At 48.2% G+C, this 16,418-nt stretch carries 14 protein-coding genes; 8 read left to right on the top strand and 6 right to left on the bottom strand.

Going from position 1 to position 16,418, the window contains the following annotated elements:
• Positions 1 to 79: 79 nt before the first annotated feature.
• Both N836_RS0139340 and N836_RS66070 read right to left on the bottom strand, forming a co-directional pair.
• Positions 80 to 343 (bottom strand): hypothetical protein, encoded by a 264-nt coding sequence (locus N836_RS0139340; protein ID WP_023075764.1) that lies wholly within the window; start codon positions 341 to 343, stop codon positions 80 to 82.
• Positions 344 to 565: 222 nt separating this feature from the next.
• Positions 566 to 2,209: an ATP-dependent DNA ligase gene (locus tag N836_RS66070; protein ID WP_023075763.1), complete on the bottom strand. Its 1,644-nt coding sequence runs from the start codon at positions 2,207 to 2,209 to the stop codon at positions 566 to 568.
• Positions 2,210 to 2,429: 220 nt separating this feature from the next.
• Between N836_RS66070 and N836_RS66065 the strand changes: the two genes are divergently transcribed.
• Positions 2,430 to 3,056, top strand: coding sequence for a LabA-like NYN domain-containing protein (locus N836_RS66065; RefSeq protein WP_023075762.1), 627 nt, complete (start codon positions 2,430 to 2,432; stop codon positions 3,054 to 3,056).
• A 278-nt stretch (positions 3,057 to 3,334) separates the two neighbouring features.
• On the top strand, positions 3,335 to 4,288 hold the full coding sequence (locus N836_RS66060; RefSeq protein WP_023075761.1) for an alpha/beta hydrolase: 954 nt from the start codon (positions 3,335 to 3,337) through the stop codon (positions 4,286 to 4,288).
• A 156-nt stretch (positions 4,289 to 4,444) separates the two neighbouring features.
• Here the strand turns inward: N836_RS66060 and N836_RS66055 are convergent, their stop codons facing one another.
• The 3 genes from N836_RS66055 to N836_RS66045 all read right to left on the bottom strand — a co-directional run bounded on the left by N836_RS66055 (position 4,445) and on the right by N836_RS66045 (position 7,860).
• Positions 4,445 to 5,041, bottom strand: a complete 597-nt coding sequence (locus N836_RS66055; protein ID WP_023075760.1) for a Uma2 family endonuclease — start codon at positions 5,039 to 5,041, stop codon at positions 4,445 to 4,447.
• Between the two features lie 264 nt (positions 5,042 to 5,305).
• A complete protein-coding gene (locus N836_RS66050; protein WP_023075759.1) occupies positions 5,306 to 6,295 on the bottom strand; it encodes a hypothetical protein in 990 nt (329 codons plus the stop codon).
• Between the two features lie 182 nt (positions 6,296 to 6,477).
• Positions 6,478 to 7,860, bottom strand: coding sequence for an NCS2 family permease (locus N836_RS66045; protein ID WP_023075758.1), 1,383 nt, complete (start codon positions 7,858 to 7,860; stop codon positions 6,478 to 6,480).
• A 277-nt stretch (positions 7,861 to 8,137) separates the two neighbouring features.
• Here N836_RS66045 and N836_RS66040 point away from each other — a divergent pair, with 277 nt between their 5' ends.
• From N836_RS66040 to N836_RS66020, 5 genes are all read left to right on the top strand, one after another.
• Entirely contained in the window at positions 8,138 to 8,536 is a 399-nt protein-coding gene (locus N836_RS66040) for a DUF3110 domain-containing protein (protein ID WP_031293978.1), read from the top strand.
• Positions 8,533 to 9,456 (top strand): N-acetylmuramic acid 6-phosphate etherase, encoded by a 924-nt coding sequence (gene murQ, locus N836_RS66035; protein ID WP_023075756.1) that lies wholly within the window; start codon positions 8,533 to 8,535, stop codon positions 9,454 to 9,456. The genes N836_RS66040 and murQ overlap by 4 nt, the downstream gene beginning before the upstream one ends.
• Before the next feature lie 143 nt (positions 9,457 to 9,599).
• Positions 9,600 to 10,205, top strand: a complete 606-nt coding sequence (locus tag N836_RS66030; protein WP_023075755.1) for an L-threonylcarbamoyladenylate synthase — start codon at positions 9,600 to 9,602, stop codon at positions 10,203 to 10,205.
• Between the two features lie 131 nt (positions 10,206 to 10,336).
• The gene (locus N836_RS73855; RefSeq protein ID WP_023075754.1) at positions 10,337 to 11,242 is read left to right on the top strand and encodes a sensor histidine kinase; all 906 of its coding nucleotides are present in this window, start codon (positions 10,337 to 10,339) and stop codon (positions 11,240 to 11,242) included.
• A 171-nt stretch (positions 11,243 to 11,413) separates the two neighbouring features.
• On the top strand, positions 11,414 to 13,315 hold the full coding sequence (locus tag N836_RS66020; RefSeq protein ID WP_023075753.1) for a two-component system response regulator: 1,902 nt from the start codon (positions 11,414 to 11,416) through the stop codon (positions 13,313 to 13,315).
• A 4-nt stretch (positions 13,316 to 13,319) separates the two neighbouring features.
• On the opposite strand, the gene N836_RS66015 is transcribed toward N836_RS66020, so the two are convergent.
• Positions 13,320 to 15,044 (bottom strand): cation:proton antiporter, encoded by a 1,725-nt coding sequence (locus N836_RS66015; RefSeq protein WP_023075752.1) that lies wholly within the window; start codon positions 15,042 to 15,044, stop codon positions 13,320 to 13,322.
• 407 nt (positions 15,045 to 15,451) lie between these two features.
• On the opposite strand from N836_RS66015, the gene N836_RS66010 reads away from it, so the two are divergent.
• The gene (locus N836_RS66010) at positions 15,452 to 16,216 is read left to right on the top strand and encodes a DUF429 domain-containing protein (protein WP_023075751.1); all 765 of its coding nucleotides are present in this window, start codon (positions 15,452 to 15,454) and stop codon (positions 16,214 to 16,216) included.
• The last annotated feature ends 202 nt before the right edge of the window (positions 16,217 to 16,418 follow it).

Genomic DNA, 16,418 nt, shown 5'->3' with positions numbered 1-16,418 from the left:
CGATCGCATCCAACACCGATCTACGATTCCAGCACCATGGGTCTTTGCTATCGCAGATATTTATCATCCAAAGCCAACATCACTCGACAATACGAATCGCACCTGCTTGAATTGCATCAAACAGCCGATTGATTTGGCGACGCTCTTGTTCATCAACGGTGCCATCAGCCAACACCAGCTTGGATAATGATTGATATTGAGTGTAGGTAATGCGCTTTGCCTTGATCAGCTGATCAACCAGCTGAGTGACTTCATTTTTCTCTAAAATCTCCTCGATTTGAGCAGTATCCGATGGATGGTTACGGTCTGCAGAATTGACTGGGTTGTCATAGGAATTGCTCATAGCTGTCAATGCCGTAAAAATGGATTTTGATCTGCGTGGGTAGGCAGCTCTATCTAAGATGAATTGTTTCTGCAATGAGTTGTCGGTGACTTCAGCTCTGCCTTAATGTGTCCTAACTGCTTATGGGCATCCTAGCGGAAAGCTGTTATGAGTTTAAAGATAGCTGTTACAACGCTACAGATTCCCCTCTAAAAGAGAGCATTAAAAAGCCCAAGGACTGCTTCATTTAGGCGATTCGTCTGCGGTCAAAGGCGTATGGATGTTCGCTTTGAGCAGTGCCAAGGCCGCATCCAAAGAGTCTGCTTCTGTAATCGATTTATCGTGCCGCCAGCGTAAAATCCGAGGGAAGCGCACGGAAATCCCCGACTTGTGACGATTGGACTGGGCAATCCCTTCAAACCCAATTTCAAACACATGGGTGGGTTCAACGGATCTGACGGGGCCAAAACGCTCACGGGTATGGCGGCGAATCCACTTATCCAGGGTAGCAATTTCTTGGTTATCCAATCCTGAGTAGGCTTTCGCAAAGGGGACTAGTTGTTCGCCGCGCCAGAGCGCAAATGTATAGTCTGTGAAGAGATTAGCCCGTTTGCCACTGCCGGCCTGGGCGTAGATTAAAACCGCATCCAGGGTCATGGGGTCGACCTTATATTTCCACCAGAACCCCCGCTTACGTCCTACCAGATAGGGGCTTTCTAACGCTTTTAGCATTAACCCTTCCGCCTGATGCTCACGGGATTGGTTTCTCAATGCTTGCAGTTGCTCAAAGGTCTTAAACGTGAGGGGTTGAGAATAGCTGATATAGCCTGCCTCGCTGGCATCAAGCAACTCCATTAGTAGCTGGCGACGCTGGCGGAGGGGACGCTCACGGATATCTTCTCCCTGGTGTTCCAAAAGATCATAGGCCAGAAAATGCACGGGATTTGCCGCCATGAGTTTTGGCCCCACACGCTTACGACCCAGACGCTTTTGCAAATGGTTAAAGTGCAAAGGTTGGTGACCATCCCAGCAAACAATTTCACCATCGAGTACGGTACCCTCAGGCAGCTGCAGCAGTGGTTCTGCAAACTCGGGAAACTGATGGGTAATCAAATCTTCCCCCCGCGACCAAATAAAGTGCTGCTGAGCCCGATGGATCATTTGAGCCCGAATGCCATCCCATTTCCATTCAGCTTGCCAATTAGCCATGGTTGCTTGCGAAAATTTATCCACATCAATGGGAGAGGCCAAAAAGAATGGATAGGGACGACTGGGTGCAGCCTGGGTTGTATCGGTCTGGATGAGCTGTTGATAAAACTCGACGGAGGGTGTGAAGTCCCCCATGAGCCGATGGGTCACCACATCGACAGGGATATCGTACTCAGCCGCCAGGGCTTTGACCACCAGCTTTGTGGATACCCCCACTCGAAACGCACCGGTCAAAATTTTGTTGAGCACAAAGACTTCATATCCCTCCAGGCTGGCCCACCAGGATACGATCAATGCTTGTTGTTCCTCGTCACTATAGGTTTTCACCTGGGGAATCAAGGTTTCTAGCCAAATGTGTAGGGGCTGATCCTGAAAATCTTTACAAGGGTTGGGCAGCGGTGTATCCCTTAGCAATAGGGCAATGGTCTCCGCCGAATCACCCACATGGGCATAGCTGGCCTCAAACAGCCACTCAGGAATATCGGAAACTTGCAAAAAAATGTCCCGCAATATCCGTGATGTGATCAGGCGTTTACGGGTTTTTCCCAGAAACAGATATAGCGCCCAAACTGAGTTGGCAGCCGTCTCCTCATGAAAGTATCGTTGTAGAGCTGTTACCTTTTCATTGGTGGAGGTGGTACTATCCACAGCCTGAAAGAGCTGAGTAAATCGTTGCATGGTTTCAACAGGAGGGCTCCTTGGCAGTAAACGGAATTTGAGGCCTGTTCAGGTTAATCTATAAAATCTTAAGAAATAATTAAAATCCATATTATCCTCGATAATACTAGTGGTGCATTCAACCTCAGCTTGAAAGGGTGGGTGATAGCACCTAGCTAAAAGTTAAGTTCTGACAAACTACTCGTCTGCCCTGTGCAGAAGTCCAGCCGCGATCGTTTTTATGGCAAAAAATATTGAACACAACGGGCCTGCTCAATCGTCTAATGGCTCTAACGGTCATATGTCGGGAGGAGATCTCAGACTGTCACCAATGGAAGGGACATTATTTACTCCCTATACGGAACATGCTGTGCCCGATAGTTGCGATCGCATGGCGGTCTTGATTGATGGAGCAAACTTATTTTATTCTGCCTCCTACCTTGGGATTGAAGTAGACTACGTTCGTCTGCTCAAGACCCTAGTTGGCGGTCGGCAGCTACTACGCTCATACTTTTACACAGGCTTCGATCCAAAAAATGAAAAACAGCGAGGATTTTTGCTGTGGCTCAATCGCAATGGCTATCGCGTCATCAGCAAAGATCTAGCACAAGTTGCCGATGGTACAAGGCGAGCCAATCTACATGTGGAGATCGCAGTGGATATGCTACGTCTGGCCGATCATTGCGATACCATCACGCTACTCAGCGGTGATGGACAGTTGACCTATGCCGTAGACGCCCTCAGCTATCAAGGCGTCAGGGTAGAGCTAGTAAGCTTACAGTCCATGACCAGCGATACGTTAATTGATTTAGCCGATCGCTACACAGACTTGGCCGCACTACGAGACAGCATCTGTAAGGTCGGTTAATACTCTACCGCATCACCGTAATACACTTTGACCAAAGGCCAGTATCCCCATCAAGGATACTGGTCAAACTTGTTGGCAGTGATTGTGACTGATATCTGTCCTTATTATAGTTAGACCAAATTAGAGACTACCCTCATTTTTCCCGCCACCATCCCGTAATTTCAGTTTTTTTGTCAGGATACAGATTATTACGCTCTAATGGCACGTCCGGAGAACAGTGTGATGCTTGTGGAGATCCACCTGCATAGAATCAGCCTCAGCATTCGGGAGATTGCCTAATGTATGTAGTAACCAATCGAAATCTGCAGCCAGACGCACAACCAGAAGAACGATTTGGACCAATGTTTAACCAGAAAGGTCCCAATGAACTGAGATTAGCGGAGGCACAAAAGGTTGGTGCTCGATGGCAGGTTAATATCCTAGACGATCGCACTACATTTAACGGACAAGAAATGTGGGCTAGTGAAGCCGCATTTCTGCAAGCGCAGCAGCGCATGGGACAAAGACAAACCAATGCGCTCTTTTTTGTTCATGGGTTTAATACAGACTTTAATGATGCCCTGGAGAGTGCTTACAAAATAGAACAGCTATATAACCTTGAGGTCATTCTATTCACATGGCCATCAAACGGGGGTGGCACTGTCGAAGGTTTGACCAGCTATCAAGATGATAAGCGTGATGCTTCTTTATCCATTGGTGCTTTAGATCGATGCTTTGAGAAGTTAGCGGACTACTTTATAAAGTATGCCGAGCAAGCCTGCAAGCGTAAGTTTAGCCTGGCGATGCATAGTATGGGCAACTATCTCTTTAAGCGGCTGTTATCATCGTCAATTTACCAAGGAGAAACTCTGTTGTTTGACAACATTGTTATGCTGGCAGCAGATGTCAATAATGAAGGCCATGCCAGCTGGGTTGATCGAGTTCGATTTCGTAACAGACTGTTTATCACCATCAATGAAGATGATGCAGCTTTGCTAGCATCCAAGGCCCTGGCTGGCGATGAACAAAAGGCAAGGTTAGGCCATTGGTCCAAGAATTTGACGGCTCAAAATGCTGCCTATTTGGACTTTACCGATGCGGCTAATGTGATGGCCCACCATAATTACTTTACGGACGACAGCGCTTTGCAAAATGGGAGAATTAAAGAGCTGTTTCAACGTGCCTTTAATGGAGCTAAAGCAGAGCGCGGGCTAGCATTTGATGCAGGGACCGGTGCATATCGAGTATTGTAAGTTTTGCTGCAGAACTCGCTCCCAGGCTCTGCCTGGAGCAAAATACTGTTGTTTGTGGCTCTGCCACTGCACTACTGCAGGAAGCTGGAGCCCAGAGGGGTTACTTAGCTAGAGGCCGGGCACCAGATAGCTAGGAGATTTTCTCTTCCATTGTCCCTACATCGATAAAGACGCTTGAAAGGTTTTGAGCGCCTCGACATGATTCTCAATAAGAATACATCGACAAAATACCTCTAAATCAATTCCTGAAACAGCTTCACTGTGATTGATTTTCTCATAGCAGGCTTCATTACTGTTATTTTGTAAATGATAAAGCTCTAGCACTCCATCTTCCCATAACCAGACTTCAGCTATTTTGAGTCGCTTGTAAGCTTCTAGTTTATCAATACCACCGCTAGAAAAAACAATTTCAATAACTAGATCTGGACGTCTGCTGTTAGAGGTCAGTTTGTATGATTCGTCGGCTTCTCGTTTAACGCTACCGGCTTCATTTTCTAATGTCATAGAACCAGTTGGCTGAAAGTCGAACCCAGCCATCAATAAGTAGAGTTCTAATAGTGCTGCAATTCGCTTTTTGACAGTTTCATGGGGCTCACCAGGCATTTGCTGTATCTCTAATATGCCATCTAGAAAGGAAAGACGATAACCTGGTTGGTCAAGGAGCTGCTCTACTGCTTTGAATTCTCGCCAGGTGAGGCCTTTGAAAAGCAGTCGATTTTCTTTGGGGATTGGAGGAACCGTTGAGATCGTCATCAGCGTTGCCTCAATCAGACGTAAGCTTACTCTTTATCATCATAACTGTCAGTAGCCATGACAGCATCCCCTTACTCGCTCCCAGGCTCTGTCTGGGGGGAAATACCGTGGCTCTGCCACTGTAATAGGGCAAACACCCATAGAGACTGGAGCCCGAAGGGGTGCTCAGCCAGAGGCTGAGCACCAGATAGCTAGGAGATTTTCTCTTCTATTGCCCCTACTTCGATAAAGACGTTTGAAAGGTTTTTGTGGGCTAGCTGCAGACTACCATTCAACAATAATTGAGTTGTTATCTATCTCTACTAGAGGTTCTTCTGCTAGTTCTTCTGCTAAGGCTGTTTTAAAGCCCGCCGCCAATGACTCGGTAGCACTCGAATGACTCAGTTCAACAACCCAGCGATGGATGACATCGCCATTGTTGTTAATCACTCCCAGAGTATCTGTCACATAGCTGTTGTCCATACTTTCCATAAGAGATCGTGTTTCGGGCTGTCTGGCCAGCATTAAGCGAATGGCATACTCGCCGCGCATGGTCTCGCTTGTTAGGGTTTCTCCTGAATTAAGAGGAATCTCGATAGGTTCAACCGTTCGTTCTCCAGCTAAATAGCGTTCTGGGTTCAAAATTAGCGCTGTTGCCTGAGGTGGCTCGGCAAAAACAGCATCTACGGCTGCCCAACCGCCCTGATCGCGGACAGCTTGGACAAATTTTAGGCCTGCACCATAGAGAAATATATTCTCGAAGAGCTGGTCGCTGATCGGGCCTTCAGGAGGCAACTGAGCATGGGCGAGAAAATCGTAGTTCATTAGCTCACTGACGGCTAGCATGGCTTCGCCTTCTATGACGGCGCTAACGGCTTTGCCATAGTCGGGGATGTCTTGAGTTTGAAGGCGTAGGCTGTAGAGATCAAAATGCTGATCTTGCAGGGCATGAAACATCTCGTGGAGCATGACACCACGCCCCAGCTCTTCAGAACCTGAGGTAGTCACAACGAGCTGCTTGGTTTGAGAGTTATACCAGCCGTTAAGGCCCGGATCGTCTTGCGGTTGAAAGGTGACCTGCAGGTTTTCTTTAAAGTTTAAGCCGCGCCACTGTTCTAACTCACCCATAACCGAGCTAGCAGAATCTGCCCAGGTAGGTGTGTCGCCTTCGAAGGTAATACGGGGTGTTGTTTCAATGGCCGTGGTGCAGCTTACGGTGCTAAAACCGCAGGCTAGGGCGAGTATTCCGGATATGACCATCTGCCAACCGCGCATGTCAGATTCCTCTATTTTTTACCACTGTAGCGATATTTTCAGAGGCAGTGGTGGTGAGGGTTACAAAGATAGGGTGGGTTTATGGCGTTAGGGGATTAACCCACCATGAAGGAGCCCTTTCCTCTTACTGGAAAGGGCTCCTTCATGGTTTCAAGTCTTGTATAAGGTGAGCACGCTTTCTCTTAACCTCCAGCAACGAAGATGTAGCGTAGGATAAAGATTGCGGCTAGAACCCACATGCCGATAGTTGTTTCTCTTGCCTTTCCTTGGAATGCCTTGACTACAGGATAGGCAATTAACCCCATGGCGAGACCTTCGGCGATGGAGTAAGCCAGCGGCATCATGATAATGGTGAGGAATGCCGCGATCGCAGCTGCCGGATCTTCCCAATCAATTAGTCTGGCACCGGACATCATCAGCACACCCACCATAATCAATGCCGGAGCTGTGGCGAAAGCAGGAATGCCAGCAAAGAGCGGGATGAAGAGGATAGATAACAGAAACAGGACCGCCGCTATGACTGCTGTAAAGCCACTACGTCCTCCTTCAGAGATGCCTGAAGCAGATTCAATATAGGTGGTAACAGTAGATGTGCCTAGAATCGAGCCAGCTGTGGTGCCGACAGCGTCAGCCATAAAGGCTTTTTCAACGCCAGGAAACTTACCCTCACCATCAATGTAGCCCGCTTTGGCACCTAAACCGGTCAGTGTGCCGATAGTATCGAACAGATCAACAAATAAGAAAACAAACACAATGCTGATCACTTCTAAAAGATTGAGTTGAAACAACTCACCTAAACCGGTAAAGGCTTGACCAAACAGATGTGTGGGTGCTGCCGGTAGGGCAACAACACCTTCTGGCCAGGGGGCAACACCAAATACCCAGGCCAGGAATGCAGTGCCGATGATGCCCCACAATAATGCGCCCGCCACCCGACGAGAGAATAAAAAGGCAGTAATGCCTAACCCTAGCAGAGTCATGGCTGCCGGAGCCGACCTGAGGTCACCCAGGGTAGTAAAGGTAGCTTCAGATGGTGCGATAATGCCCGCACTCTTCAGAGCAATATAGGCAATAAATAAACCAATGCCTGCAGTTGTTGCATGTTTAACCGCATCGGGAATTGCGGCAACAATCTTGTTACGCACATTGGTGAGGGTCAGAATAATAAAGATAATTCCCTCGATTAAAACGGCGGCTAAAGCAACGCGCCAATCTACTCCCATGCCTAGAACAACGGTGAAGGCGAAAAAGGCATTGATGCCCATGCCAGGAGCCAGGGCAAAGGGGAGTTTGGCATAGAGACCCATAATTAGGGTTGCGATCGCAGCTGAGATCCCGGTTGCCATTACCAGTTCCCCAAACAAATCCCCTGATCCTTCAAGAAACACAGCCTCCGATAAAATGGCCGGATTGACAATAAGAATGTAGGCCATGGTGACAAACGTTGTTACCCCAGCCAGTACTTCGGTGGGTAGATCTGTACCAAGGGCATCAAAGTGAAAAAAATTGGCGATGGCCCGAGTCAGGCCAGACGATTGTTGAATATTTCCCGATTGGTTAGACATAGCGGTAAGTGCTGAGCTTACTCCTAGTGAAATGCTTAGTGCTTCCATCGTCTGTCTAGGTGGTTACCGATGGAATGGATGTAATATTTATTTTTTATTTTTTGGGAAATTAGAGGCTGGTTCAGCCATATGTTTGAAGCCCAGTACAGCATCTTTACCACTGATTGCGCACCGCTCATGGCCTACTACAAATTTTTAGATGGATGAATGACCAGTGCGTATCGACTTTATGAGACTGATAAGATAGCTAGCAAACCTTCTACACCTGAGAATGGCCATGCGTGTTTTTGTGGTTCTGTTTAACGCTCGCACTGAAAATGAGGGGATTCATTCCCTAAAAGTGGGCGATCGCAACATCGTGCTGATGTTTGAAGACGAAGACGATGCCACACGCTTTGGTGGACTGCTGGAGGCGCAGGATTTTCCACCTTGTAGTGTGGAAGGGTTTGAGTCAGAAGAAATTGAAGAGTTTTGTCGCGGAGCCGGTTACGAGGCCAAACATGTCGAAACTGGCACATTGGTGATGCCCCCGGAGCAAAATTTGGAAGCAACGGACTGGGACCCGGCTACCCGCCCGGAAGAACGTGTAACGCCTACTGAAGCTGCCTCATCAGAGCAGGATATGTCGCAGAATGAACTGGATCGGATTCGGCAGCAGTTGGAGAAGTTGCTATGACGGATACCCTCAACAATCGTGGCTACCTGCTAACTGAGCAGATTAATCCTAACAGTCAGAATCTAGATCAGCTGTCAACCCTGGAAATGGTTCGGGTATTTAATCAGGAAGACCAGCGCACGGTGGATGCGATCGCAACAGCAGCGCCCTTACTGGCGAAGGCCATTGATCGCACAGCAACCTCACTACGTAATGGGGGCCGGTTGTTTTATGTGGGAGCAGGAACCAGTGGTCGGTTAGGGGTTTTGGACGCAGCTGAATGCCCGCCGACATTTTGCACCCCTCCCGAGCTAGTTCAAGGGATTTTGGCGGGGGGACCGCCTGCTTTACTGCGCAGTTCAGAAGCACTGGAGGATCTGCCTGCCGATGGGGCAGCGACCATGGCGACCCATCAAATTTCTGCCCTTGATGTTGTCGTCGGGATTACGGCGGGCGGTACCACCCCTTATGTTCATGGTGCACTCCAAGAGGCAAACCTGAGGGGGGCGACTACCATCTTTATGGCCTGTGTTCCCGCTGATCAAGTCGATATTGAGGTCGATATTGACCTGCGGCTACCCGTGGGGCCAGAAGTGTTGGCCGGGTCCACGCGTCTAAAGTCAGGCACCGTCACAAAGATGGCCCTAAATATTTTGTCAACGGGGGTGATGGTAAAGCTAGGCAAAGTCTACGGCAATCGCATGGTAGATGTGTCGGTCACTAATACTAAGCTCCATGATCGGGCCTTACGAATTATCTCTGCCCTTACTGATTTATCCCGAGATCAGGCCGATGGCCTCCTGAATCGGAGTGATCACAAAGTTAAACTTGCCCTCCTGATGCACTGGGCTGATTTGGATAAAGCAACAGCCCAGACAGCGTTAGAGCACAATGAAGGGAATCTGCGACAGGCATTGCTGACAGTCAGCCATAAATCATGAGTGCCATGCACGTTCCAGTTGGAGTCTTCTAAACTAAAAATTTTGAGTCAAGATTTAATTTAGAGGGGGTTGCATGGGACTGGATATGCACCCTTATATTCCCATCACGACACCTTTGGTCTGGTACAGCATCTTTTTCAACTATGCCCTACGTCTCCTTGCAAAATTATGTAGACGCTGCTTGCTCTGGCAGTGTTGTCGCGTTGCCCACGGATACGGTTTGGGGGGTAGCTACAGCGCCTGATCACAGCCCCCGACTGTATGAGCTCAAACAGCGCAGCTTCGAAAAGTCTTTGATCTTAATGGGAGCTAGTGCGTCTGATCTCTGGCCTTATATCACCCTGGATATGGCTCAGTGGAAAACCATGACGGAACAGTATTGGCCTGGTCAGCTTACCCTGGTAGTCCCTGCGAGTCCTAAAGTACCGATGGCAATGCATCCGAAAACACCCGATACCATCGGTGTGCGTGTGCCCGATCATCCGATTGCTCGACAGATACTGACCCTGACAGGACCATTAGCCACGACCAGTGCAAATCTGTCAGGACAACCTACCCTGATGACCAACGATCAGGTGCTGGCTCAATTTCCCCAGGTATATGGGTTAGACGAGCAAGCCTGGCAAACGCTGTTGGAACCTTTAGGGCCTGAAACCGTCATTCCGTCTCCGTCCGGATTGCCCTCAACTGTGGCTGGTTGGCAATCTGACCATTGGGAGACGATACGTCAGGGAACCGTATATTTGTAGAGTATAAGTAATGAGGATGCGCTCCGATGAACAGGAAATGACCTCAGCATCTACACAACTCAGGACGCATGCAAGCTTGATTCCTAATTTACTTTTCTAATTACACCAGTATTTACAACCTATAAATTCCTATGGATTGGCAAACAGCAGTACTCATCGGCCTTGGCTTTTTAGGTGGAGTTGTGACTACCAGCCTACGCCGACCTCGTCAGCTTGAAAGTGCTGCCGCCGCTCCCGCCGCCGCCCCTGAACCCGCTTCCCTACCTGAAGAGGACATGCGGCCCCAGCCTACTCCTACCCTCCAGGGCACACCCCCGGACGAGCCCAAAGCCCTCGCCTATGAACGGTTGAGTCAGTTAGAACGGTTTAAGAGCGGGTTTTTGGCTCGTACCGCCCATGAGTTGAGATCGCCCATCAACAGCGTGATTGGTTTACATCAGCTGATCTTAGAAGGATTATGCGAAACCCCCGAAGAGGAAAAACAATTTACTGCCGAGGCTAAGGAGGCAGCATATAAGGTTTTACAGCTGTTTGATACCATTATTGCGGCCTCAAAGCTGGATATTGGGCGTGAAGTTCCTACCCTGGAACCCATTGCTCTAAAAACGCTATTTCAAACCTTAGAAGAACTCACCCATCTTCAGGCCGCCAATAGCAATGTACGTCTGACATTGAAGCCCACCGATCTGTCGGTGGTTAGCGATCTAAAGTGGTTACAGATGATGTTGATTAGCCTTATTGACGACGCCATTACTTCTACAAAATTAGGTGATATTACCCTGGAAGCCTTTGAGGAAGGGGAGTATGTAATCCTGCGTTTAGAGGCTGATCGTCCGGTCGATGATCTTAGTGTCAGACTAGATACCTCCCTTTACGGTCGTGAAGTGGATTTAAGCAATCTCTCATCGGTTTATCTTTCTACAGGCCTGACGTTGGCTGTTGCTCAAGAAATGGTGAAATCCCTCAATGGAGACTTGCTGCTACCGACAGCAGCAGATGTTCCTATAATTACTGTAAAGCTACCGGCAACTATGTAGGCCTGTAGCAAGCTTAGGGCTAGTATAGAATTATGAGCATGTAGTGGCTAAGCAAGCAGCCTCACAACTGCTTGATAGTGACGAAAGGGTAACGCTAAATTTTATCAATAACAACTAGATAACAACGGTTTAACTCTCTTGCTCTATATATCTAACGCTAATATCGCTAAGATGCCCTTGCGTCATCAAGAGCGCAGCTCGTCAAAGATTTTGATTGTTGATGATCTGCCCAGTAATCTACAGCTGCTATCGACAGCACTGGTTGAGGCTGGGTATAGCGTTCGTAACGCTATTAGTGGTTCTTTAGCGATTATGGAAGTTGCCACTGAACGGCCTGATCTCATTTTGCTGGATATCAAGATGCCGGGATTAGATGGATTTTCTGTTTGTCGTCATCTGCATAATGACGTTATGACAGCGGATATTCCCATCATCTTTATGAGCGCTTTGGATGATGTCCCTGAAAAACTCAAGGCATTCTCTGTCGGTGGTGCTGACTATATTACTAAGCCCTTTCAAATTCCTGAAGTATTGGTGCGAATCAAGCATCAGTTAGAGCTACAGCATTTAAGACAGACGCTTAAAGCGCAAAATCAGAAATTACGGATCATTTTGCAGCAATATGAAATTGCTGAGACACAAATTTATCAGAATAATCAAGAGCTGGAGCAGCGGGTTTTAGAACGCACAAAAGAGCTAAATGAGACTAATCAGGCTCTCCAGCAAGAAATCTATGAACGGCAGCAAGCTCAGGCTCAGCTCATGCATTTGGCTATGTATGACTCGTTGACTGGGTTGCCTAACCGGACATTGTTACTTAAGCACTTAGAAGAGACGGTGCAGGCTAGTCAATTGAGTGTGTACGAATCCTCTGCCCTGCTGATGTTGAGTTGCGATCGCTTCAAAGACATCAACGATACCCTGGGCCACCAGCAGGGCGATCAGTTGCTAATTGATATTGCCAATCGGATTACAGCAGTTGTTCCCGACAATAGTTTTACCGTACGTTTAGCGGATGATAAATTCGCAATTCTGTTACCAAAATTACCGGACACGGCAGGGATTGCCCCCCTAGTGAAACGTTTGCAGCAAGGGCTGACGGTGCCGATCAAATTAGGCACCTATGAAGTTACCGTGAGCGCCAATATCGGTATTGTGCTGGTTGATTCTAGCTATGCCCAGGCTGAGCATGTATTGCGAGATGCCTCTTTAGCACTGATTCAAGCTCAACAAAAACCCCAAGGCTGGCGTATTTTTCAACCTGAAATGCATCAGCAGGCGTTACAGCGTCTGACCCTTGAAGGTAAACTGCGTCAGGCATTACGGCAACAACAGCTACAGGTTTTTTATCAGCCTATTGTGGCATTAACCTGTGCAGCGGCTACGGCCCCCATTGTCGGATATGAGGCCCTGGTTCGCTGGCAGCCCGAGGGCACCTCTGATTTTATGTCACCTGCAGATTTTATTCCGCTGGCCGAGGAGAGCGACCTGATTTTACAGCTGGGCAACTGGACCTTTCGTACAGTTTGTGAGCAACTTAGCCAATGGCATCAGGCCTATCCATCGAAGCCAGTCCCTTTTGTCAGTGTTAATTTCTCGGTGCGTCATTTACAGGGTGAACATTTTGCTCAACAGATTTATACGGTGTTGCAACAAACCCAGGCGCAACCGGCCTGGCTTAAGTTCGAAATCACTGAGACCCTGCTGATTGGTGATGCTCAGCCCGTGTTAGAAACCCTGGCACAGCTTAGACGCTGGGGGATTCAAATTAGCATTGATGACTTTGGGACTGGCTATTCATCCTTGAGCTATCTGAAACAGCTACCGGTGGATACCCTCAAAATTGACCGGGCATTTATTAAAGATATCAAGTCTGATGCTGATACCCTCAAGATTGTTGAGGCCATTGTGCAGCTGGCTCAGGTGCTAAAACTCGATGTTGTTGCTGAGGGGATTGAAACTGAGTGGCAAGCGCAACAACTAGTCAAGCTGGGTTGCACCTATGGGCAAGGGTATTGGTTTGCGCCACCCCTAGATAGTGAGGCGGCTTGGGAGCTATTGGAGAAGTTTTAAGGCTTTATCTACCCCCACGAATACTGAGGTAGCGATTATGCCGAATAGCTTCCATGGTGTCCTGAATGTCTGTTGGCGCATTGCCAAGAATTTTTAGCAGGTGAGACCCCAATTCCAGGGCGGCTTCAAACTCGGGCTGGACTACTTCTCGGGCACCAGCCTGGGTGAGGCTGTCTATTTCGGCGGTGATGTGAGCACGAGCGATGACATCAAGATCAGGCGAGATCGCAAGGGATCGCTTGAGCAATAATCTGGCGCTGGCCGGATCGGGTAGCGTAATCGCCAGGGCGATGGCCTTATCCAAAGAGGCTTTTTCTAAAATTTGTTCTGAGTCAGCATCGCCCAGGATATAGGGAAGCTGGTGGTGTCGTAGGGTTTGAATGGCGGCTTCATTATTTTCAATCACCAAGATGGGGTAGTGCCCCTGCTGCTGCAGAATGTTAACAACAACTTGTCCCACTCGGCCATAGCCAGCGACCACAATATGGTTACTAAGTTCGTTTTCAATCCATAGATCCTGGGGAGCTTCCCAAATGGTGAGATACTTCTGCAGCCGGGGCGATTTGAGTAATGTTTCAGCGATGGGGGTCGCAAACTTAAACAAAATCGGGGTAAATACCAGGGTGATAGCAGTTGTTCCCAACAAAAGCAAATACTTTTGTTCTGAAATCAGATTGTTCTCTAAGCCTACCAAAGCTAGTACAAACGAGAATTCTCCGATTTGATTAATGCCTAAACTGGTACGTAATGATGTTTTGAATGAATAGCCAAACGACAGCACCACAGGTAAAACAATTAGGGCTTTACCAACCATCACCAGGGCCACCAACCCTAATATTATCCCCGTATTTTGGAACAAAATTTGCGGGTCAATCAACATGCCGATAGAGGTGAAAAACAAACAGGCAAATGTATCTCGCAAAGGCAGAAATCGACTTAGGGCGTGATCGGCATAGTCAATTTCTGCAATCATCAGACCAGCAGCAAAGGCTCCAATTTCGATGGAAAGACCCAAACGCGCTGTCACCAAAGCAACGCTGAGACATAGGGCTAAGAGCGTGAGTAAAAACAACTCGCCACTTTCCGTGCGAGCAACAGCACGGATCATTCGGGGAACTAACCAATAACCAGCTGCGATCGCAACACTGATAAATGCCCCCACCTTTAGCAACGACAGACCCAAGATCGGCAATAACGCGCCCTGGGAATTGAGTGAAGGAACAATAGCCAGCATTACCCCCAGGGCTAAATCTTGGACAATCAAAATTGCCAGCATAATTTGACCATGGCGAGTGTTGGTTTCCCCTCGCTCTGTCAGGGTCTTCAGGACAACAGCTGTAGACGATAAAGACAGCACCGTCCCGAGAAAAATACCCTGAACCCAGGAATTGGCCCAGCCCAACAGACTACTAATTATCGCTACAGCCGCTGTCGTCAGACCAATTTGTAACAGACTGCCCTGCAGGGCCACATTGCGCACGCGGTTGAGTTCTGCTAAGGAAAACTGCACACCCAAGGAAAACAGCAAAAAAGCCACCCCCAGCTCTGCCAGACCTTGAATAGCATCCGTATCATTAATTAACTGGAGTCCCAAGGGACCAATCACCAAACCCGACAGTAAATAGCCCAGCAGAACCGGCTGACGCAACCGATTGGCCAAGTAACCTCCTGTGGCAGAAGCGCCCAACGCCACGGTTAAATCTAAGATAAACCCACTGTTTGCTACCATTACCTAGTTTTGATACGTTCTCAGATCTCTCAAATTTACTCTAGTGGAGTTTAAGAAAGTTAGGCTTAACACCTGCCTAGTTTGAGAGAGCTGATGGGTGTTGTCAGTAGTGAATCTATCCTTTGACAGGCCTAGTCTCTAAAGATTTTGTGATGTTTGTTATGCAGCATTGATAGTCGCTACTAACACGAATTACTGCTGTGCCCCCTGCGCTTACACCCCAAACAGAACAAAACCAGCGTTGCTGCTTCCAGGATGTTAGAAAACCAAGGGATTAGAACCCTAAAGTGTAAGAAAGTTAATAGAGAGACTATTTTATACAGACAAGCTGCTGCTGCTACTGAAGTGAGAGTCAGTGACTTGAGAGCCAGTAAGGTATCTCCCAGACATGAGCGAACCAGGAACCTATGATTTTTCTAGGCGTTGATTTAGGCTGGCAAATAGGACCCAGTGGTGTTTGCTGTCTATATTTAGAGAATGATTGCCTGTCCCTAGTTTCCCTGGATCGATTGGCAAGCCACCATGATGTTCTGGCTTGGTTACAAAAAAATGCGCCAAGACCTACCCCGGCTATGGTCGCTGTCGATGCCCCCATGATCATTCCTAATCCAACGGGAATGCGTGTCCCCGATCGTCTGGCTCACAAGCACTTTGGGAAATACCATGCCGGGTGCTATCCCGCTAACCAGGCCTCCGTTTTTGCCCCACAGCTGATTGCCTTTGGTCAGGCATTGATGGATGATGGCTTTGCCCATGCGCCTACCCTAGAGCCCCAGCAACCGGGTCGCTATCAGATTGAATTTTTTCCCCACCCAGCCATAGTGCATCTGTTTGGGCTATCCCGCATTCTCAAATATAAGAAAGGTCGGGTTGCCGAGCGGCGGCAAGAACTTACACATCTAAAGAATTTGATTTTGCAGCACTTGCCTCATCACACCCCTAGTCTGCGTCTCAATGCTCTGCCAACTATTCCCCAAGGTGGAGTCGCCCTTAAAGCTGTAGAAGATCAGCTAGATGCTCTTGTTTGTGCCTATGGTGCTGCCCACTGGTGGTATTGGGGGCAGCATCGCAACCAAGTATTAGGTAATCTAAATACGGGCTATATTGTTGCGCCTGTGTCCTACGATGTCCGAGACTATAGCCCTGCCAATAGTCCAATCGAGCGGCCCTAGTAATGCTGCTGGGGGTGAGTGATCGGTTATCCCCAAGTCGACTAATACCATTGACCTGGCTAAGTTGATACCATGGTGACATCTATCGGCCAGCAAACGTTATTCACATTCCCTAAGTTCTCAGACTTGTCCGTTCTAAGAATTCAGGGAATGTGAATAATTTTGAAGTAAACTATCTATTGCTTGGGGCAACCACCCGGTT

Source organism: Leptolyngbya sp. Heron Island J (genome assembly GCF_000482245.1).
In the GTDB taxonomy this organism is placed as follows: domain Bacteria; phylum Cyanobacteriota; class Cyanobacteriia; order Phormidesmidales; family Phormidesmidaceae; genus Leptothoe.
This window is presented reverse-complemented; position numbering and strand designations above follow the sequence as displayed.